The 18,897-nt window shown below is 51.6% G+C and carries 21 protein-coding genes and 1 pseudogene; 11 read left to right on the forward strand and 11 right to left on the reverse strand.

Annotation, left to right across the window (positions count from 1 at the left end; translation table 11 throughout):
- Positions 1 to 607: 607 nt before the first annotated feature.
- Positions 608 to 988, forward strand: a complete 381-nt coding sequence (locus U2W12_RS02425; protein WP_326499081.1) for a hypothetical protein — start codon at positions 608 to 610, stop codon at positions 986 to 988.
- A gap of 279 nt (positions 989 to 1,267) precedes the next feature.
- Entirely contained in the window at positions 1,268 to 2,650 is a 1,383-nt protein-coding gene (gene dbpA, locus U2W12_RS02430) for an ATP-dependent RNA helicase DbpA (RefSeq protein ID WP_326499082.1), read from the forward strand.
- Between the two features lie 158 nt (positions 2,651 to 2,808).
- Here dbpA and U2W12_RS02435 read toward each other — a convergent pair whose 3' ends face one another.
- From U2W12_RS02435 to U2W12_RS02460, 6 genes are all read right to left on the reverse strand, one after another.
- Positions 2,809 to 3,291, reverse strand: coding sequence for a DUF2507 domain-containing protein (locus U2W12_RS02435; RefSeq protein ID WP_326499083.1), 483 nt, complete (start codon positions 3,289 to 3,291; stop codon positions 2,809 to 2,811).
- 216 nt (positions 3,292 to 3,507) lie between these two features.
- The gene (locus U2W12_RS02440) at positions 3,508 to 3,891 is read right to left on the reverse strand and encodes a roadblock/LC7 domain-containing protein (protein ID WP_326499084.1); all 384 of its coding nucleotides are present in this window, start codon (positions 3,889 to 3,891) and stop codon (positions 3,508 to 3,510) included.
- Positions 3,892 to 4,235: 344 nt separating this feature from the next.
- On the reverse strand, positions 4,236 to 4,778 hold the full coding sequence (locus tag U2W12_RS02445; protein ID WP_326499085.1) for a DUF1415 domain-containing protein: 543 nt from the start codon (positions 4,776 to 4,778) through the stop codon (positions 4,236 to 4,238).
- Between the two features lie 79 nt (positions 4,779 to 4,857).
- Positions 4,858 to 5,118, reverse strand: coding sequence for a DUF1488 domain-containing protein (locus U2W12_RS02450; protein WP_326499086.1), 261 nt, complete (start codon positions 5,116 to 5,118; stop codon positions 4,858 to 4,860).
- A 220-nt stretch (positions 5,119 to 5,338) separates the two neighbouring features.
- Entirely contained in the window at positions 5,339 to 5,620 is a 282-nt protein-coding gene (locus U2W12_RS02455) for a cytochrome c (RefSeq protein WP_326499087.1), read from the reverse strand.
- Between the two features lie 12 nt (positions 5,621 to 5,632).
- Positions 5,633 to 6,868, reverse strand: coding sequence for a molybdopterin-dependent oxidoreductase (locus U2W12_RS02460; RefSeq protein WP_326499088.1), 1,236 nt, complete (start codon positions 6,866 to 6,868; stop codon positions 5,633 to 5,635).
- Positions 6,869 to 7,292: 424 nt separating this feature from the next.
- On the opposite strand from U2W12_RS02460, the gene U2W12_RS02465 reads away from it, so the two are divergent.
- Complete coding sequence (locus U2W12_RS02465) at positions 7,293 to 8,021, forward strand: hypothetical protein (RefSeq protein ID WP_326499089.1); 729 nt, start codon at positions 7,293 to 7,295, stop codon at positions 8,019 to 8,021.
- Between the two features lie 203 nt (positions 8,022 to 8,224).
- Here U2W12_RS02465 and U2W12_RS02470 read toward each other — a convergent pair whose 3' ends face one another.
- Together U2W12_RS02470 and ispB are read right to left on the reverse strand one after the other, a co-directional pair.
- Entirely contained in the window at positions 8,225 to 8,500 is a 276-nt protein-coding gene (locus U2W12_RS02470; protein WP_326499090.1) for a cupin domain-containing protein, read from the reverse strand.
- 81 nt (positions 8,501 to 8,581) lie between these two features.
- Complete coding sequence (gene ispB, locus U2W12_RS02475) at positions 8,582 to 9,592, reverse strand: octaprenyl diphosphate synthase (RefSeq protein WP_326499091.1); 1,011 nt, start codon at positions 9,590 to 9,592, stop codon at positions 8,582 to 8,584.
- Between the two features lie 256 nt (positions 9,593 to 9,848).
- On the opposite strand from ispB, the gene rplU reads away from it, so the two are divergent.
- The 4 genes from rplU to proB all read left to right on the forward strand — a co-directional run bounded on the left by rplU (position 9,849) and on the right by proB (position 12,728).
- On the forward strand, positions 9,849 to 10,160 hold the full coding sequence (gene rplU / locus U2W12_RS02480; protein WP_326499092.1) for a 50S ribosomal protein L21: 312 nt from the start codon (positions 9,849 to 9,851) through the stop codon (positions 10,158 to 10,160).
- An 18-nt stretch (positions 10,161 to 10,178) separates the two neighbouring features.
- A complete protein-coding gene (gene rpmA / locus U2W12_RS02485; protein WP_326499093.1) occupies positions 10,179 to 10,436 on the forward strand; it encodes a 50S ribosomal protein L27 in 258 nt (85 codons plus the stop codon).
- Positions 10,437 to 10,585: 149 nt separating this feature from the next.
- Entirely contained in the window at positions 10,586 to 11,620 is a 1,035-nt protein-coding gene (cgtA, locus tag U2W12_RS02490) for an Obg family GTPase CgtA (RefSeq protein ID WP_326499094.1), read from the forward strand.
- A complete protein-coding gene (gene proB / locus U2W12_RS02495; protein ID WP_326499095.1) occupies positions 11,607 to 12,728 on the forward strand; it encodes a glutamate 5-kinase in 1,122 nt (373 codons plus the stop codon). The genes cgtA and proB overlap by 14 nt, the downstream gene beginning before the upstream one ends.
- Before the next feature lie 92 nt (positions 12,729 to 12,820).
- Here proB and rpsT read toward each other — a convergent pair whose 3' ends face one another.
- Positions 12,821 to 13,084: a 30S ribosomal protein S20 gene (rpsT, locus tag U2W12_RS02500; RefSeq protein ID WP_024298871.1), complete on the reverse strand. Its 264-nt coding sequence runs from the start codon at positions 13,082 to 13,084 to the stop codon at positions 12,821 to 12,823.
- A gap of 104 nt (positions 13,085 to 13,188) precedes the next feature.
- On the opposite strand from rpsT, the gene U2W12_RS02505 reads away from it, so the two are divergent.
- The 3 genes from U2W12_RS02505 (at position 13,189) to U2W12_RS02515 (ending at position 16,482) form a co-directional block, all read left to right on the forward strand.
- Positions 13,189 to 13,536: a lipid II flippase MurJ gene (locus U2W12_RS02505; protein WP_326499096.1), complete on the forward strand. Its 348-nt coding sequence runs from the start codon at positions 13,189 to 13,191 to the stop codon at positions 13,534 to 13,536.
- Positions 13,537 to 13,964: 428 nt separating this feature from the next.
- The gene (locus U2W12_RS02510; protein WP_326499097.1) at positions 13,965 to 14,924 is read left to right on the forward strand and encodes a GNAT family N-acetyltransferase; all 960 of its coding nucleotides are present in this window, start codon (positions 13,965 to 13,967) and stop codon (positions 14,922 to 14,924) included.
- 202 nt (positions 14,925 to 15,126) lie between these two features.
- Entirely contained in the window at positions 15,127 to 16,482 is a 1,356-nt protein-coding gene (locus U2W12_RS02515; protein ID WP_326499098.1) for a cytochrome P450, read from the forward strand.
- Between the two features lie 529 nt (positions 16,483 to 17,011).
- Here U2W12_RS02515 and U2W12_RS02520 read toward each other — a convergent pair.
- Positions 17,012 to 17,347: pseudogene (locus U2W12_RS02520) on the reverse strand (FAD-dependent oxidoreductase); the annotation flags it as partial.
- A gap of 3 nt (positions 17,348 to 17,350) precedes the next feature.
- On the reverse strand, positions 17,351 to 17,815 hold the full coding sequence (locus U2W12_RS02525) for an FAD-dependent oxidoreductase (RefSeq protein ID WP_326499099.1): 465 nt from the start codon (positions 17,813 to 17,815) through the stop codon (positions 17,351 to 17,353).
- A 229-nt stretch (positions 17,816 to 18,044) separates the two neighbouring features.
- On the opposite strand from U2W12_RS02525, the gene U2W12_RS02530 reads away from it, so the two are divergent.
- A complete protein-coding gene (locus U2W12_RS02530) occupies positions 18,045 to 18,869 on the forward strand; it encodes an aspartyl/asparaginyl beta-hydroxylase domain-containing protein (RefSeq protein ID WP_326499100.1) in 825 nt (274 codons plus the stop codon).
- Positions 18,870 to 18,897: the final 28 nt, after the last annotated feature.

Below are 18,897 nucleotides of genomic sequence, written 5' to 3' on the forward strand. Positions count from 1 at the left end.
CCCGCACCAAGCGAACCGCTCGTTCCCGAAATTCGGGTGAATAATGGTTTGTGGTTTTCTCTTTCATAGCTTCATCTTCTCAAAAGTTGAAGCCTCCATCAAACCCAGGGCGGTTCAAAGCCCTCTTACAGGCGTTATCTAACAATGATTATCTTATACTCGTTTCAATCTCAGTCGACAAGAATACCTTTCAAAATCATTTTGTCTCAACGGGATCCCGCACAAAATGTACATGTTGCCCTCAACTGAATATCATTCAGATTCAATCATTCATCACCGACCGCGATGTCACATAAACCCGCCCTTCAAGGGCGTACGCCAACTGTCAGTGGCCGAATTTGGTCGCCCAAGATTTGCCTGCTAAATGTGCTTATTTTGATGGCGTCGATTATGAATAATCTTATGGCAAGGTAATGCGGTAAATGTTTAGGGTTGACCGCATGGTAAATTCTTCAGCCTTTATCTGACCACTCCATCATCTTACGATCTTCTTGCGGGAGAAGTTGTTTGCGGCCACATTTCGATTCGGAATTCCATCCGATTTGACAATCGTCCGAAACCCGTTATTTTACATAGTTCAAAGTGATAATAACGAGGAGGCTTGACGATGAAACGAGATCATTTTATCCGTTTTTTGATTCTAATGCTGATTAGCGGCACTTGCCAGGCTTATGGAAGCGGCGGTAGCTCGAAAGCCTGCGTCAAACCCAAATTCAGCGACTTTGTTCCGGCTGAGAATACCGAGGTTGCGGCTGGGTCTGGCTTTTCTTTTACTGCGTCGCCTAACACTTATCCGGATAGCATCAAGGCGACCGTAAAGGGGCTGCCGATTCCGGTCAAAACCGCGTCCGAAAAAGCCGGCGATATTACGGTAAGCGGAACGCTGCCCGCGCAAATCAAAGGCACATACGCCAGGGTTGACATTGCTGCCGAAGGTCAAAACCGTTGTAAAGGCTCGGGCGGCTGGCTTGTTAAAATAGCCGAATAATGCACGAAAGCTCCGATTTCGGATCGCGAATCTACCGGAGCCTTTTCGAAGCAATCGGTTAGTTAAATCACTCGACCAGATCCTTTGCCTTTTGTAGAAAACAATCGGCCTATCGCAATCGAACGGTCGGATTGTTAATCGTTGTCCGAATCAAACAAGCTTTACCGTAACTCCGGACGTTTATCTTGAAAATAAAGGCATCGACTCGCCGCAGACAAAAATCGGGCAGGCCTTATCTGTTATGATAGCTGTTTTTTCTCTCTTTGAGATTCTTCATTCGTGTCCATATCCCATTTTCCCGATCTATTAAGTCCCGCGCTGCGCGCCAATCTCGACTCGCTGGGCTACCAGCAAATGACGCCGATTCAACAGGCCAGCCTGCCCGCCATCTTAAAAGGCCAGGACCTGATCGCCCAGGCCAAGACCGGCAGCGGCAAAACCGTCGCCTTCGGCATCGGCCTCTTAACCCGGCTCGATCCACAGGATTATAGTGTCCAGGCGCTGATTCTCTGCCCGACCCGCGAGCTCGCCGATCAGGTCAGTAAGGAAATTCGCCGCCTCGCCCGCTTCATCCCGAACATTAAATTACTGAGCCTGTGCGGCGGCACGCCGATTCGTCCGCAATACGAGTCGCTGCAACAGCACAGCCCGCATATCGTGGTCGGCACGCCGGGGCGGATTCAACAGCATCTGGACAAAGGCACCCTGAATCCGGACCAAATCAACACGCTGGTGCTGGATGAAGCCGACCGCATGCTGGACATGGGTTTTTACGACGACATCATCAAGATCATCAAGGCCACGCCGAAAGACCGGCAAACGTTATTATTCTCGGCGACTTATCCCGACGAAATCAAAAAAATGAGCGCCGGCATTCAAAAAAATCCGGTCGAAGTCAAAGTCGAAATCACGCACCGGGACAATCCGATCGAGCAATTGTTTTTTGAAATCAGCCATGCGGAAAGAAGTAAGCATTTAGTCACGTTGCTGGCCAATTACCGCCCCGAATCGGCGGTCATTTTCTGCAACACCAAAGCCCAGTGCCAAGAGGTCGCGGACGCGCTCGAAAAACATGGCCAGCATGCCTTGGTATTGAACGGCGATCTGGAACAAAAAGACCGCGACCGCGTATTATTGCTGTTCACCAACAAAAGCTGCCCGCTGTTGATCGCCACCGACGTCGCCGCGCGCGGCCTGGACATCAAGGACTTGGAGATGGTGATCAATTATGAAATCCCCTACGAGCCCGAAGTCTATATCCACCGTATCGGCCGCACCGGCAGGGCCGGGAAGGAAGGTTTGGCGTTGAGCCTGTATAGCCCCAGAGATGCCCATAGAATCAACGCGATCGAGGATTATCAGCAACATCCGGTCACTTATATGGATATCGCCGCCTTGCCACCGGCTACAAAAGTGGAACTTACGGCGCCGATGACGACCCTTTGCATCGACGGCGGGCGGAAAAGCAAAATCCGGCCCGGCGATATCCTGGGCGCGTTGACCGGCGCGGCGGGGATTGAAGGCAAGTATGTCGGCAAAATCGATATTACCGACAATCACTCTTATGTCGCCATCGAGCGGGGCATGGCCAATCAGGCGGTCAAGCAATTGGCGGAGGGGACGATCAAGGGGCGGAAGCTTAGGGTTTGGAAGGTTCGTTGAACGAATCAGATTGAAGCGTAGCCCGGATGAAGCTTTGCGTAATCCGGGGAACTGCGCACCGCTCCCCCGGATTCCACTGCGTTGCATCCGGGCTACTCGCTATGAGTTAGTGCGGACGGCATTTTCAGGAGTGTTTCCGGAACTGTATCCCTTACGCGTCAGCTGATCTCCAGATCAAACCCGCAGGTTTCGTCGCCTAAGCCGCCAATGCATGTTACCTCATGAGCTCGAACATTGCGGCCAGTAATAGTCTGAACTGCACCGGCAATCAATCCGCCTTCGAAATGACAAATAGGACGCCCTACCGTCTCCAGGCCGCTGCACGTAACGCATTCATAAACATCGACATGAATTTTGTTTTCTGTGGCCAGGGGCACTTCAATGATCCCGATATTCAGATCCTTGCATAATTGAAGAAAATCTTCTAGTTGGGTCAGCCCCAATGACATGCCGAGTTTTTTTCCTGCCAGATAAGCCGCCCCGGCCGCTCCTCTACCAATAATATCTTCCAATGCAACCAGCCGCAGCAAGCGATACAAAGCCACACCGGCATTATTACCCAGAGTAGGACGTACAATGCTAAGAGCATTCCCAACATCGATATTTTTATATTGATTTGCAACCCTTTCTTCAATAGTCATTATTATTTCCTCTTCAGGTTTTATCGATGCATGAGCGCTGGCAAAAAATCAGATCGTGATGTTTGAGCCAAGTCACCCTCTTTGGACGCTCTATCTAACTGCCGGATAAAGGCGCAAAATGGCAGTATTGCCACAAAATTAGCTCGTTTCCGGCTAATAAAAGCTGTATATATGGACACTCAAATTTATTGCTGATAATGTTTAGCCATAGGTATTTCAACTCAGCCATTTTTCGGCTTCTACGGCTTTTTGTAGCTCTTCCACAGTCCTTTGTATTTCCATGAATACCAGGCCAAGCTTGGCCCGCTTCGCAGCCAGGACCAGCAACAAAGCTTGATCGCCGACTGCGTTGAGAATCACATAGCCATTAGGGGAACGAACATAAACCTGTTCTAAATCCGAATCCATCAGCTCGGCCGATATCCTTTCGCCGATCCCTAACATCGAAGAACTCATTCCCCCAATCAAGTCCTCATCGATTTTTCGACTTAAGACAGAGGCAGTGATCACGCCTTCTAAATCAATCATTGCGCAGCCCAGAATATCAGGAGTCTCGCGGCAGAATTTTTGTAAATGATGGTTGATGTGATAGTTCATCATCTGACTTTAGGCCTATCTATTTTTATTTTTTGAATAGCTTTATAGTCTAGTATATTAATTTATCTTTAAAGTATATTTTGAGACATACATCCCTTAAATTATGGAATCCTGAGAACAATACAAACGAGATGACACAGATAGCTAGGGGGCACTTTCCCCTTTTCGATGCTAAATCACACCAGTCCGTAGGCTGATGAACGATACCCTGAATTTCGAGAGAAGGGACACTGGGTTTCCGCAAAGCTCCAGCCTACATCAATGCAAAGCTTGCGCAATGGCTTGACGGCCATTTAGGCCTTCCGGATAAGCCACCAGGTCGCCCACCATAACGGAGCAATCCCGCCCTAAAAACAGGCATCTCTTAGTTTCTCCATGAAAGATAACCCTTTTCCCCTGGCAAACTCGATATTGGCGGCCGGAATGTTTTCCGGGTTTTTATAATGTTCCAGAGCCCTGTCAATGCTGGCCTCCCGTAACAAATGCAGCATGGGGTAAGCCGACCGGTTGGTATAATTTGCCGCATCATTTTCAGGCGCGTCGTCAAACTGGTACAAGGGATGAAAGCTGGCCAATTGATAAATGCCGTCGTATCCGTTTCGTTTTAAAAGCGCCTCTGCAAGCGCTACCAGGTCAAGGAAATCATCAAATTGGGTGAATGTGTGCGGAAATATCAGAAAACTGGTTTCAATGTCGGCATCATTGTCCAACCGGATGAGTTCGCGTAACACGGCATCCATGCAGGCATCCGAACCTGTACTGGTTTCAACTTCGTAATGGATTTTTTTCTGCTTGACTGCCTGAGCGGCAAAAGGACAGAAATGACAAGCCACCACGACATCATCGATCCATTTTTTTGTTTGATTAATTATGTGCTGGGATGCGTGCATAGAAAGAGTTTAAAGCGAATAAAGCGGCACAGCATGTATCCCGCAACCATGCTTATCGCTGCTAGGGCAATTTTAGTGGTTACTGGAGGTCGCTAGTTTGGATAAGAACGGAACCGTCCGCCTCATAGTCATCCCGCTCTATCAGCCTTCTCGCCGCCTCTTGTATATCCGCGCGATGTTGGGCCACCGACTGCATGAACTTATCATCCGAAGCGCCAAATTTAGCTCTCAGACTCTCATACGAGATACGGCAGAGCACCCGTCTTTTGTCGACTTGCGCCACCACGGTAGCCATTTTTGTCAAATTATTCCAGGATTCAAGTCTGGGGAAGGAAATCATAACCACTCCTGATTCGGATAGTTGAAGGCTTGTCAATTGCTTTACCTAAGTGCAGTAATGACATATTGGTTTGCCATCGCTTAGGTCAGTGTGTCCACTATACGCTAAGATGCGTCTAATAAATGTTTTATATTTTAGGAACGAAACTTAGCCTATCGAGTGGAAAAAGGGGGGCGGGGTTTCCGCAAGGCGCCAACCCAGGCCGAATCACTATTTCCGCTTACTTTCCGTAATTCTTCGCCAGATAAGCCACGATAGGGTCTACGTCTTCCTGCTTGATTGGAGCGCCCATCACCTTGATCATTTTATCGACAGTCTTTTGCCATCCTGAATTGTCCAGAACCCCCGAATTCATCTGGATATAATCGAGGCTGTGGCACATCGTGCAATTGGCCGTTACCAGTGTTTTCCCCGGGCCTTCCTTCAGTTGAATGCTGCTTTCATCGGCAAGCGCGGTTGATGCCATCATTAAGATGTTTACGAACAGAACCCCTGTTTTCATGGCCGCCTCCCGTCAAATGACTTGCAGAGCGATTGTCTGCACCAGATTATGGTGATAGCCCCCCGGGTTTTGAATCAGTTCAAAGGGTTGCGTAACACCGATACGGTTCGTCGCCTTGACCATCAGGTGGTAGGTTCCTTTTTTGTGAGGTTTAAAGCGGAATCGCCATTGTCGCCAGGAAAAGCGGCCATAATCCTGTCCGATTTCGGCTTCTCGCCATGACAGTCCTTTATCGACGGATACTTCAACCTGTTCAATCCCGTGGCCGCCATCCCACGCGATCCCTTTGATTTCAACCAATTGGCCAAGTCTGAAGCGTTGTTCGGGCTCGGTATGAGTGATTAATGAATTGACCATTATTTCAGTGATCGGCGTATTGATCCCGTTTTCTTGCGACAGAAATCTTTCGGTCATCGGAAACGTTTCCTTCGGCAGACGATAGGCGGTTTTTACCCAAAAGCCATCGAAGGGCCTGGCGATCACGCCGATCGAATTCAGATGCTTGACCCAGTAAGTCGCCGCCCATCCCGGCACGACCAATCGAATCGGGAAACCGTTCCAATGGGGCAAGGGCTCTCCGTTCATCTCAAAAGCGATCAGCGTGTTTTCATCAAGCGCCTTCCCTAGCGGAAGGCTTTTGGCGAAATCCGGCGTTTGGAAAATCGCTCCTGAATCCGCCGCATCGAACACGACCTCCAATGCGTCTTTTTTGAGCCCGGCCTTGTTCAGCACGTCTTTGAGTCTGACACCTTTCCAGCGCGCATTGCCCATGGCGCCATTCCCCCACTGCACGCCCGGAACATGGGGATGAACCATGCCGCGGCGATTTCCGGCGCATTGGCAGACGGCGGCGATTTCAATCGATTCGAAACGGCTTTTGAGATCCTCGATCGTGAATTCGAGCGGTTTTTCGATAGATTCGCCGACGATATGCAGCTTCCAGCTTTGCATGTCGACTTTCGGGATATTAGTTAAATGGTAGCGGACGAAGAAGGCGTTATTCGGCGTGAACTGCGTGTTAAAGTAAGCGAGCGGCGTCTCAAAATTAGGCGGCCGAAAGGATCTTTTGATCAGTGCCTTCTTGCCGGGCAAAGACTCCAAAACCGCCGATTTCAGCGCGCCAGAAGGTAATTCGGGCGGTCCGTTCGGGGCAGCGTGGGAAAGAGCGATACCCGGCGATAGAGCGCCGCCAGCGCTGGCAGTAATTCCACCTGCAATGCGTTTGAGGAAGTCTCGTCTATTGATCATCGCTATCTCCTTGTTGGCCTTTGGGAAACGATTCCTCGGCCCTTATACCGTGCTTTTTAGGTCGACTTGATCAGGTTTCAGCTGTTTTCATGAAACTGAAACGAGAACATATCATGAATATCAAATGGGTATCAACGGGAAAAGTGTTTACCAAGGAGGGTTTTATATTGGATTCTGCAATGCCGGAAAGTCAGTAGAGGGGGGCATTGCGCCCCTTTTCGATGCCAAATCGTGCAGGAAACCTTGGCAATCGGAACTGCTCGCCTCCAAAATACTGTAAAATTTCTCGAGTATTCCGGCATTCGGATTTATTGAATGGTGCTCGGTGCGCGCCTTTTCAGGGACGACTATGTCGCCCCTATCGCGAGTTTAGTACATGGTTAAAGTTGCTACATGGCGTAGAATCTTACGTCATTTTATAACGATGATATTAGCCATTACAGTTGTCGTGCCTATCAGTATGAGCTATGCCGCTGATAGTGCGCACAAAGGAAAGGTTGTGCATAAAGGGAAGACTAAGCGTCAACAAAAACGATTAAAAATTAACCCGTTAACTGAATATGAAAATGTTTGGACGGCTAACGCAGAGACGAATGTCTATCAAAACAGTGCTTTCGAAAATATAACTCTAGGGTATTCTACAACTAATGGCTGGGACTATGGCTTATCGTTATTAAATACGCAATTTCTAGGCGGCAATAACCAGTTTCAAGGTGATACGTTTTTTAGTATCGCCAAAACTTTCGATATCAATGACGATTTTTCTATAGTTGTCGGGTCTCAGAATGGGCTTGCTATTGTAAATGCCCATCCGCAAAGATGGTATAACTTCGATTTCTTGGACAGTCGATACGATGCGACTTCATGGCTGTCATTGCACGGCGGGCCCTATTTGGCTAATTCAGCAATAACCGGTACATCTCGTCAGATTGCTCTGCTGATGGGGACGGAAATTACTTTAATGAAAAACAAATTATCATTACAAATGGATTATATTAGTGGGCATGATGCATTATCGGGCGCCACGGTCAATTTGTTGTTCAATATAACGCCGCGAAGCCAAATATATATGGGTTTATATGTGCCGGAACAAAATAGCGGAAATGAATTTGCTGGGATTATAGGTTTTAATATTTCTACACATAATTTGTAGGGCTGTAGCCAAGTAGGGTTTCGCGCCCCTTTTCGATGCCAAATCACGCTGGAAACCTTGGCAATCGGAATGGATTACCTCAAAAAATGCAGTATTCCCAATACCTCGCATCCGGATTTATTGAATGATGCGTGGTGCGCTCCGTGCAAGGCTTAAACTGTAAGCCAAAAAAAGGCATCCGAAGATGCCTTTTTTCAGTCTGCTTAGTCGTAGCTGTAATGCTTACGTAGTGGCTTGACGACTTCCCAATGGCTGTTCAGGCCCTCGGGGAAAACCACCAGGTCGCCCGGCAGGATTCGCACCGGCTCGCCGCCTTCCGGCGTGACCAGAATCTCGCCTTCCAGAATATACGCGGTTTCGGTTTCGTCGAAGTCGATCGGGAACTTGGAGACTTCTTTCTCCCAAATCGACCAATTCGCGACGCCTAATTCTTGCAAACGTTCTTCGCTGGGGTTATGTTCAATCGTGATTTTCGGCATGTGTGTCTTAAATAAAAATGTCCGATAAAAAAGAAAATCGACAGAACAGTCGTCCTGATCGATCAATTGAATGCGATTTGATTAATAATTCCGCTGAACCGAAAATTTCGCCAGCTGAATTAAGGCATCCTTGTAATCAGATTCCGGCAGCACATCGAGCGCGTCGATCGCTTTTTCGGCTTCCTCGTCGGCGCGGCGTTCGGTGTAAGCGATTGCCTGGGTGCGCTGCACGACTGCATAGACCTCATTGAACGCATCGCGGTCGCCGTTTTGGATCGCATCGATGACGATTTCCGCATCGTTTTTACTGCCGTTTTGAATCGCATAGATCAACGGCAGAGTCGGCTTGCCTTCGGCGAGATCGTCGCCGAGATTCTTGCCGAGTTCCTCTTTAGTGGCCTTGTAATCGAGCGCGTCATCGATCAATTGAAACGCAATGCCCAAATGCTGGCCGTATTGCGCCAGGCCTTCTTCTGTTGCGGAGGAAACGCCGGAGATCACCGCGCCGAGACGGGTCGCGGCACTGAACAGGATCGCGGTTTTACGGGAGATCACTTCTAGGTATTTGATTTCGGTTGTTTCCGGATTGTTGCAGTTCAGAAGCTGCAATACCTCGCCTTCGGCGATCAGCGTCGTGGTTTTCGACAGAATCTCCATCACCCGCATATTGCCGGTGCGCACCATCATTTCGAAGGCGCGGGAATACAGATAGTCGCCGACCAGTACGCTGGCCGCATTGCCCCAGACCGAATTGGCCGACTCCTTGCCGCGCCGTAGGTCGGACTCGTCGACCACGTCGTCGTGCAGCAAGGTCGCAGTATGGATGAATTCGATCACCGCAGCCAGAATCAAATGCTTGTCATTAACTTCGCCGAGCGCCTTCGCCGCGAGTAAAAGCAGCATCGGACGCAAGCGCTTGCCGCCGTTGCCAACGATATAATGGCCCATCTGGTTGATCAGCACCACATCAGAACTCAACTCATCAATGATCAGTTGGTCAACGGCTCTGGCTTGGTCTTTCGTTAAATTCTTGATCGAATCGAAATCGATCGGGGCCGTTGGACTCGGGGCGGTGTGTGTTTGCAATGCCATGCTAATCAGTATGGGAAAATGGGGTTATTTTTGATCGTAAACTGCAAATCCACTGCAATCGAGCTGTTGCGAAGCATCCTATATGAACAGCAAACTCCCCATCGTATTGAATAAAGCCTATTGATGTCAACAGCTTTTTTATGCTAGCCTATTCGGATAACTTGCGGTATGGTCAGATTTTGATTGACGAGCCGTTAAATACGAATATAATAGTCTGTTCACTTTTTACAGTAAATGCTTGACGGAGCTTACTCAGATGTATGCGGTAATTCAAACGGGTGGTAAACAGTACCGGGTGGCCGAAGGTACGACCTTAAAAATAGAAAAATTGGAGCTGGGTACTGGCGACAGCGTTGAATTCGACAAGGTTCTGCTGGTTCAGTCAGGCGATGCGGTCAAAGTTGGCGCGCCTTTCATCGAAGGCGGCAAAGTCTCCGCGACCGTGTTGTCGCAAGGCCGTCACAAAAAGATCAAAATCATTAAATTCAGACGGCGTAAGCACCATATGAAACAAATGGGCCATCGCCAATATTACACAGAAGTCCGGATCACCGGCATTTCTGCATAATTCCTTAAGAGGTGTATTGTGGCTCATAAGAAAGCGGGTGGTAGTACTCGAAACGGTCGCGACTCAAACGCGAAAAGATTAGGCGTTAAGCGCTTTGGCGGCGAAGTCGTCAAAGCCGGAAACATCATCGTTCGTCAACGCGGCACGCATTTTCATGCCGGTGACAACGTCGGTCTCGGCAAGGATCATACCCTGTTCGCGACCGCCGACGGCAGAGTCGTATTCCAGGTTAAAGGCGATAGAGGCCGTAAATTTGTCAGCATCGTTGCTGCCTAAGCCTAAACCGATAATCTAGGGCAACTCCGTAAGTCATGTTTCGGGATTTGCGCTTAGCAACCCGGAACTCCCCCAAGAAAGCTCCGCAAATCAAACGCGGGGCTTTTTTTGTTTTGAACGCAGGCAAACCTGCACGGCATAATTGATCAATGAAGTTTGTTGACGAAGCAGAAATACGCGTGGAAGCGGGCGATGGCGGCAATGGCGCCATCGGTTTTCGGCGCGAAAAATATATTCCGTTGGGTGGTCCTGACGGCGGCGATGGCGGCGACGGCGGCAGCGTCTTTCTGGTCGCAGTCGAAAATGTCAATACGCTGGCGGATTTTCGCTATCATGCCGTGCACCGGGCTGAACGCGGCCAGAACGGCATGGGCCGCAATTGCACAGGTAGAAAGGGCGAAGACTGCTATGTTCCGGTGCCGCTCGGCACGCGCGTAAGCGACGCCGAAACCGGCGAAGTCATGGGCGATTTGACCGAAATCGGCGAGACTCTGCTGGTGGCGAAAGGCGGTTTTCACGGCCTCGGCAATACCCGCTTTAAAAGCAGCATCAACCGCGCTCCGCAAAAGGCCAGTAAAGGCACTCCGGGCGAGCATCGCGCGCTGCATCTTGAAATGACCCTGATTGCCGACGTCGGCCTGCTCGGCATGCCGAATGCCGGCAAATCGAGCCTGATCCGCGCCGTCTCCTCCGCCCGCCCGAAAGTTGCAGACTATCCGTTCACGACCCTGCATCCGAATCTCGGAGTGGTTCGCATTGATGAGATGCGCAGCTTCGTGATCGCCGACATTCCGGGCGTCATCGAAGGCGCCGCCGACGGCGCGGGTCTCGGTCTGCAATTTTTGAAACACTTGTCTCGCACCGGTCTGTTGCTGCACGTGATCGATGTCGCGCCATATGAAAGCGCCGATGACCCGGTTACTTCCGCGCAAAAGATCATCTCCGAGGTCGAGCAGTGGAGCGATGAACTGGCGGATAAACCGCGCTGGCTGGTGCTCAATAAGATCGACATTCTGCCTGCGGATGAGGTTGATTCCCATTGTGATGCGATCGTCGATGCGCTCGACTGGGATGCGCCGGTTTTCAAAATTTCGGCGGTCAACGGCGAAGGCACGCGCGAATTGATGTTCGCGATCATGGAGTTTTTGGAACAGCGGCGGCGGGAAGACAGTGAAGAGGAATGATTTTTCGCATGTTAAACGGGTCGTCGTCAAAATCGGCAGTTCGTTGCTGACCAAGGGTGGCAAGGGGTTGGATCAAGTTGCGATTGCGGGTTGGGTCGCGCAAATGGCGGGACTCCGGCAGAGAGGAATCGACGTGATCCTGGTCTCCTCCGGCTCGGTCGCCGAGGGTATGTGTCGCCTGGGCTTGAAAGTCCGTCCAACAACATTGCATGAGTTGCAGGCCTCGGCCGCGGTCGGCCAGATGGGTCTGGTGCGCGTGTTCGACGATAATTTTCAGCAGCACGGATTGCACGCGGCACAGGTTCTGCTAACTCACGACGACCTTTCCGATCGGCGGCGCTATCTGAACGCGCGCAGCACCTTGTTGACCTTGCTCGATTTCGGCGTAGTGCCGGTGATCAACGAAAACGACACCGTCGCGACCGAAGAAATCCGCTTTGGCGATAACGATACGCTGGCCGCGCTGGTCGCGAATCTGGTCGAAGCCGAATTGCTGGTCATCCTAACCGATCAGCAGGGTTTGTTCACTGGCGACCCTACTGTTTATCCCGACGCGACGCTGGTGTCGGAAATTCGTGTGAACGATCCGAATCTCGATCAGATGGCCGGCGCGAGCCGTAGCGGTCTTGGGCGCGGCGGCATGTCCACGAAAGTGCGCGCGTCCCGGCTGGCGTCGAGATCGGGCGCCGCGACCGTGATTGCGCCCGGCGTTGCCGAGCAGGTGATCAGTCGCGTGATGGACGGCAAGAATATCGGCACCTATTTCGTACCGGACCTGGAGCCTTTGGTTGCCAGAAAACGCTGGCTGGCGGGACAACTGCAAATCAAAGGTCAATTGGTGATCGACGCCGGCGCGGTCAAGGTATTGAAATCCAACGGCAGGAGCTTGCTGGCTGCCGGCGTTAAGTCGGTTTCAGGACGCTTCGAACGCGGCGAACTGGTCTCCTGCGTCGACGAGGAAGGCAATGAAATCGCGCGCGGACTGATCAATTACGGCAAGACAGATGCGGAACTGATTGCCGGCAAGAACAGCGCGGAATTTGAAAGGATTCTCGGCTATGCGGACGACGCGGAAATGATACACCGCGACAATATGGTGCTGATCTAAGCGGCGCGTCAGCCGATTACAAAGACGACAAAAAAAGGCCGAAACCGGAAGAGTTTCGGCCTTTTTTTCGGCGTTATCGCCGTTCCGCTTTATTAAGCAAGCGCTTTGACTTTTGCGTTCAGTCTGCTTTTGCCGCGGGCAGCCTTATTCTTATGGATCAGGCCTTTGTTTACAGCGGAGTCGATCACTGGCACCGCCGTGTTGTAAGCGGCTTGCGCTTTTTCCTTGTCGCCCGCGTTAACGGCGGCAATGACTTTTTTGATGAAAGTACGCAAATTGCTGCGTTGCCCCGCGTTGCGAACACGGCTTTTTTCCGCTTGCTTCGCGCGCTTTTTAGCTTGTGCTGTATTAGCCATAGTGTCTCGACTCGTGCAAAAAACAAAATTGAGTTAAATAGACCGAGCATTATCATGATAAATAATATGATTGTCAAGGCCTTAACAATAAGAACGGGACACACTTGAGCAAACAGTTACTGAAATCGACCGCGTCGGTCGGCAGCATGACGCTGATTTCGCGGCGGCTGGGATTTGCCGGAGACATGCTGATTGCGCGGTTTTTCGGCGTCGACATCGCGACCGACGCTTTTTTTGCTGCCTTCAAGCTGCCCAACTTCCTGCGCCGTCTGTTCGCTGAAGGCTCCTTGGCATTGATTTTGACCGCGATCACCGCGCTCGGCGCCTTCTTCAATGCGGCCCTGCTGTTCATCAAGTTGCGTCGAGGCCGGATCTATCAGCCGGCAACAGGCTGGAGGCTTTTTGCTGAGAATACTGCTCGGCACCGGCGTGATGTCGGCCGTGTTGTATAGCCGGGTCGAGCCGAACGACTGGATAACCCGGAGTTCGGGCGAGAGCGCTATATCTTGTCACATTGATCACCGCGGGGCTGGTTCCATATGCCGGAACCTTATGGCCGACCGGCATGCGGCTGCCAATGTCGATTTTAAAACCCGACAAACTGCGTTCTGACGGCTAAATGCACCGCAATGGCGATAGCTGATCTGTGCAGGCTCATTAGGTCTTGCCGCGTAAGCACAGGCAGCTACACAACGAGCTTTTTACTTCTTCTCCAGAGAGAAGGCTGGGATGAGGGGAATATAAGCGCCGATGTTATTCTCCTGATCCCAGCCATCTCCATCAGAAGATGTGTATTGCTGGCTTTTTATAATGAACCTTATCAACTCCCTGCCGTTCTGCTAGGCTTGATCTTGCATTTGAACAAAAGTCCCCTGCCAAGATGATCATACCCGACTACCGTATCGAACCCGCTGATTTTCAAGCCGACAACGACGACCTGCACGCGGTGCGCGACGCGGTGTTCGTGATCGAACAGCGCATTCCCGCCGAAATCGAGTGGGACGAGCAAGACCGGCACAGTCTGCATCTGATCGCCCGCGATGGCGAGCACAATCCGATCGGTACGGGCCGGCTCTCGCCCGAAGGCAAGATTGGCCGCCTGGCAGTGCTGAGCGCCTGGCGCAAGCAGGGCGTCGGTAAATCGATCATGGCGGCGTTATTGGCCGAAGCGCAAAAGCGCGGCTGGCCGGAAGTCAGATCAAATGCCCAACTTTCAGCACTGGGTTTTTATAAACGGTTTGGCTTCGTCACAGAAGGAAAGACCTTCTTCGAGGCCGACATTCCGCATCAATCGATGCGCCTGAAACTACAGCCGTTGGAAGTGCCTGAGCGGCGAACCATCAACCCTGGACGGTCATCGGTTGCGGCGGTCGAATTCGGTCATTTCGACGACGCTTTGAGGGCGACGCTCACTATCATCAAAGACGCTCGCCGCAGCCTAGGCATCTGCACTCCTAACCTGGAATACCCGCTGTACGGACATCCCGACATCGCCGCCGCCCTCAGGCAATTCGCGATCCAGAGCCAGGACGGCGGTGTCCGCATCATCGTGCGGGATACGACAACGGTTATCGGCCAAGCGCATCCACTGATTGAACTCACCCAAAGACTCCCTTCCTCGTTTGAATTTCGCACGCCGATCGAACCCGAAGACCTGCAATATTCATCGGCCTTTATTTTCAATGACCGGGACGGCTATCTGTTCCGGCTGTTCGGCGACCGTTACACTGGTGTCTGGAGTCCCGTCTTGCCGAGCCGCAACCGCCAGCTTACCGAGGAATTCGACCGATTCTGGCAACGATGTGAGCCCTGCACCGCATTCCGGGCGCTGAATATCTAGCATGAGTCATCGGCTTGGTAAGCCGATGAACTCATGCTGGCAGCCATTGCACTCGATTACCGGTGGGCACCAGTCTGAAATTAAAATATCGCCCCCGAAAGATGAGCCTATCGTCAAATTGGCTTAGCGAACAACCTTTTGATAAGCTACCGTTAAAGCCGCTACGCATTTCTTACTCAGAAAATTGACTCAGACTTCATTCATGCAGCACTCTCCGATCCCCACACCTAGAGGCCGCCCGGTAATTGGTCATCTGGCCGAATTCAAAAAAAACTCGCTCGACTGCATGATCCGCTGGCACCATGAATGGGGTGACATCGTCAATTTCCGGATTTTCTCGCAAAATTTTTACCTGCTGAGCCACCCCGACCTGGTCGAAGAGGCGATGACCGAGCAGCAGGATGTTTTCCTGAAGATGTACAACCCGCAAAAACCGAGAGGCCTGCAATTGTTCATGGGGCAAGGGCTGGTGACCAGCACCGGACAGTTGTGGAGCCAGCAACGGCGCTTACTGCAACCGGTGTTTCAGCGCCGGAATCTTTTGACCTTGCTGCCGGAGATGGAAAAGGCCGGCGCACAGTTGCTCGCGCGCTGGCGGACATTCGAGCCCGATGCCAAAGTCGACATTTCCGGCGAAATGCTGCATCTGGCGCTCGAAGTCTTGACGCGCACGATGTTTAGCACCAGCGTGCTGGACCGGGTAGATGTGATCGCGCCGGCGCTGGAGGTGTGTCTGCGTTATGCCGCCGCGACGGTTTTGAGCCCCCTGGACCCGCCCTTGTGGGTCCCTACCCGCCGCAACCGCGAATTCAAGCGCGCGTTGGCCACACTGGATCAGATCATTTATGGCATGATCGACGAACGCAAGGCGAACCCCGGGCAATATAATGACTTATTGCATCTACTGCTGAGCAGCACGGACCCTGAAGCCGGTACCGGCATGAGCCGGCGGCAATTGCGCGACGAGGTGATCACGCTGTTCGTGGCCGGCCATGAAACCTCGGCGAATGTGCTGACCTGGACCTTGTATTATCTGGCCAGGTACCCGGAGGCGATGACCAAGCTCAGGGCGGAATTGCGCGAGGTGCTGAACGGCGGCATTCCGAACGGAGATCAGCTCGATCAACTCCCTTACACGAAGGCGGTGCTGTTCGAGGCGATGCGCCTGAAACCGGCCGTCGCCCTGATGATCCGAAAAGTCGCACGCGATACCCGCCTACAAAACTACTCGCTCAAGGCAGGCAGTCTGGCGATGGTCAGCATTTACAACATCCATCACCATCCCGAACTGTGGGAAAATCCGGAAGCTTTCAAGCCGGAACGCTTCCTCGGCCAGAAAGCCTCGAAATATACCTTTTTGCCGTTCGGCATCGGTCCGCGCTTCTGTATCGGCAATCAGTTCGCGACGATGGAACTGACCCTGCTGCTCGCGATGCTCGCGCAACATTTCGATTTTGCGCTCTGCGATGAGCAGGAGCCGGAGCATGACATGGCGGTGACCTTGCGTCCGAAGGGCGGGCTTAAATTAAGGGTGCGGCCCGCCACTTCGGTGTTGTGATTCAGGCCGTTTTCTTGAATGTTTTTTCCGACATGATGTCGACGACCTGGTGCGCGCTGCGCAGGGCGCCCTCGATAAATCCCTGATAGTCAGAAAAAGCCTCGCCGCAGATATGTACGTTCAAGGGGGCGTGGCGCTCTAGCGAAAAGGCCGCCATCCTATCCTGAACGTTCCAAGACAATACGCCCGGTTTCCAGAGGTGACAGGCGGCGCCGTAAGGCTCTATGCCCCAGTGCCGGATGCCGTAGCTCAGGATACGCTTCGGGTCGATGTTCATGAAGCGCGCGAAGGCTTGCGGCAGTTCCTTGTCGCCGTCGATTTCGGCCCGCGTTTCGTAGCCCTTGCGAATGTATTGGCTCCAGAAATTCAGATACGGCCGGTCCGCATACACCATGATCAGACCCTTGCCATCCCGGCGTCGATAATGCATTTCGCGCGCGGGCAGGCGCCTAAGGTCTCGGTGCGGAATGTCCAACACCGAGCCGAACAGCGCCCGGATGCTCGGCGGCAGCCCATCGATTCGGGACAGGCCGTGTTCCGGCAGCGCCAGCACGACATGCCTTGCGATGCACGACTGCCCTTCGGCGAAATGCAGTCGAACCTTGTCTCGCCCGTACGCCTCGAGTTCCACGAGGACGCGCGCCCGCTGAATCTCGACGGCGCGCATACGCAGCCGTTCGAGCATCGCCTCGGTCAACGTATGCATGCCGTGGCGCATCGTTCTTAGAGTCGGGCTCATTTGCAGCATCTTGATCCAGGTGATCATCCAGGCGGCGGCACCCGGGTTTTCATGGATGAAATGGAAAAAACTGCCTTCCGCGACGATGTAGCGCAGGGCATTGTGGCTGATCACCTTGCCGAACACGTTTCACAGGCCCTGTTCCGATAACGGACGGCCGAAGTAAACGCCTTCGCGCCGTATCTTCTCCAGTTGTGCTTCGGTTAGCGCCATCATCTCGGCTTCGGACATGTCCAATATCCTCTGTATCGCGAGTTTGAACAGATCGAGGGTGGCGAGTCCACTTTCGGCCTTATTCAGGTGGTAATCGCATTGAAGCTGCTGATTCGGGGGACTCGAGTATTCGGGAAAGGGCTGCGTTTCGACATTCAGCTCGGTGATCAGCTCGCCGAGGCGGAACTGCCGGATCGGATCGAAACGCATTGCCCCGTATTCCGCATCGAAGCCATGCAGCGAAAAGGTCTCCAGTTTGCCTCCGAAGCGATGGCTGCCCTCGAATAGCGCCACGCTCCAGTCGTTCGGCGCATGCATCGCGCAATACAGGCCGGCCACCCCGCCGCCCACGACGACTACATCGAATTCTGGTGTTTGCATGGTCTCTCCTGACTCTCGGGCGCGGAAAAAATGAGCCGCGCCCATATTGTGTAGAAAAGCCTTGGGGGATCGACCGAAATTGGTCTCTAGTCGAGCAATAGATCAAATCTTAATGGATGAGTTCCCTCAAGATTCCAGGCCTTTTCGAGGCGCGGCTAGCCGAGGTTTTGAAAAATATGATACATTGAAGTGAAATTACACATAAATTTGAAGGTAAAAGGTTTAATAAATGGATACAAAATCCTATGACAGGAGAAAAAAAAGATTCTGGGTACAATCCGCCTGCTGGTATGTATTCCTGGCCCTAAGCGCATATTATTTTTCTGAGCTGATGCTGTTTTATCTGCTGTGCGGCATCTATGATGTGAGCCGGAATAGCCATATTGATGCTAGGTTGGTGTACCGGTATTTTTTCGGCAATGGCGTGCCGACCTGGGTGTTGTCGCCGTTTAATATCCTGATGGATATTTTGACCTTGCCTTATATCAATAAGAAGGTCTATCGGCTGGAGGACTTGCCGAGCGATTGTCAGCAAGAGATCCAACACATCTTGGCTACGGTCAAGTCGGAGAATATTGTAGCTAAATTAGCTAAACGTGTTGAAAGCGTTAAAAGAGGGATGCTGTTTTTTAAATGGTATGGAATAAATATCGATAATTCCGTTAGTATTCCGGAGTTTCATCAGGATTATAAATATATCAAAACGATAGGAGTTTCCATTTTTAATAAAAAAGAGTCCACGGACGAACATTTCGGGCCGCTGCGGGCTACTTTAAGAGTACTCTATAATATCAATGACATCCATGACAGAGCGTCATATATTAAAGTTAGAAAATTGGAAAACCATTGGTGCGATAACAAATTATTTATTTTTGACGATACGTTGTCCCATCAGTCGATTAATCAAACGGATGGCCTTCGGTATTGTCTATTCGTGGATATTGTGAGACCTAGCGTGTGCCATTTTTTAGTGAACTATATTGTGGCGTTACTTGGGGAGGTTTTACAAAAATCAAAATTTATTTTTTACGGCAGCTGGGTGCCGCTAAAGTAGTAAGTGAATGTTCAGCTCGCATTTGTCA

The sequence above is a fragment of the Methylomicrobium sp. Wu6 genome (assembly GCF_035916875.1).
GTDB lineage: Bacteria > Pseudomonadota > Gammaproteobacteria > Methylococcales > Methylomonadaceae > Methylomicrobium.

Coding starts and splice junctions, on each gene's coding strand:
- U2W12_RS02425 (WP_326499081.1), top strand. CDS start 608: ATGAAACGAGATCATTTTATCCGTTTTTTGATTCTAATGCTGATTAGC.
- U2W12_RS02435 (WP_326499083.1), bottom strand. CDS start 3,291: ATGACTATTGAAGAAAGGGTTGCAAATCAATATAAAAATATCGATGTT.
- U2W12_RS02440 (WP_326499084.1), bottom strand. CDS start 3,891: ATGATGAACTATCACATCAACCATCATTTACAAAAATTCTGCCGCGAG.
- U2W12_RS02445 (WP_326499085.1), bottom strand. CDS start 4,778: ATGCACGCATCCCAGCACATAATTAATCAAACAAAAAAATGGATCGAT.
- U2W12_RS02450 (WP_326499086.1), bottom strand. CDS start 5,118: ATGATTTCCTTCCCCAGACTTGAATCCTGGAATAATTTGACAAAAATG.
- U2W12_RS02455 (WP_326499087.1), bottom strand. CDS start 5,620: ATGAAAACAGGGGTTCTGTTCGTAAACATCTTAATGATGGCATCAACC.
- U2W12_RS02460 (WP_326499088.1), bottom strand. CDS start 6,868: ATGATCAATAGACGAGACTTCCTCAAACGCATTGCAGGTGGAATTACT.
- U2W12_RS02465 (WP_326499089.1), top strand. CDS start 7,293: ATGATATTAGCCATTACAGTTGTCGTGCCTATCAGTATGAGCTATGCC.
- U2W12_RS02470 (WP_326499090.1), bottom strand. CDS start 8,500: ATGCCGAAAATCACGATTGAACATAACCCCAGCGAAGAACGTTTGCAA.
- ispB (WP_326499091.1), bottom strand. CDS start 9,592: ATGGCATTGCAAACACACACCGCCCCGAGTCCAACGGCCCCGATCGAT.
- rplU (WP_326499092.1), top strand. CDS start 9,849: ATGTATGCGGTAATTCAAACGGGTGGTAAACAGTACCGGGTGGCCGAA.
- cgtA (WP_326499094.1), top strand. CDS start 10,586: ATGAAGTTTGTTGACGAAGCAGAAATACGCGTGGAAGCGGGCGATGGC.
- rpsT (WP_024298871.1), bottom strand. CDS start 13,084: ATGGCTAATACAGCACAAGCTAAAAAGCGCGCGAAGCAAGCGGAAAAA.
- U2W12_RS02510 (WP_326499097.1), top strand. CDS start 13,965: ATGATCATACCCGACTACCGTATCGAACCCGCTGATTTTCAAGCCGAC.
- U2W12_RS02515 (WP_326499098.1), top strand. CDS start 15,127: ATGCAGCACTCTCCGATCCCCACACCTAGAGGCCGCCCGGTAATTGGT.
- U2W12_RS02525 (WP_326499099.1), bottom strand. CDS start 17,815: ATGCAAACACCAGAATTCGATGTAGTCGTCGTGGGCGGCGGGGTGGCC.
- U2W12_RS02530 (WP_326499100.1), top strand. CDS start 18,045: ATGGATACAAAATCCTATGACAGGAGAAAAAAAAGATTCTGGGTACAA.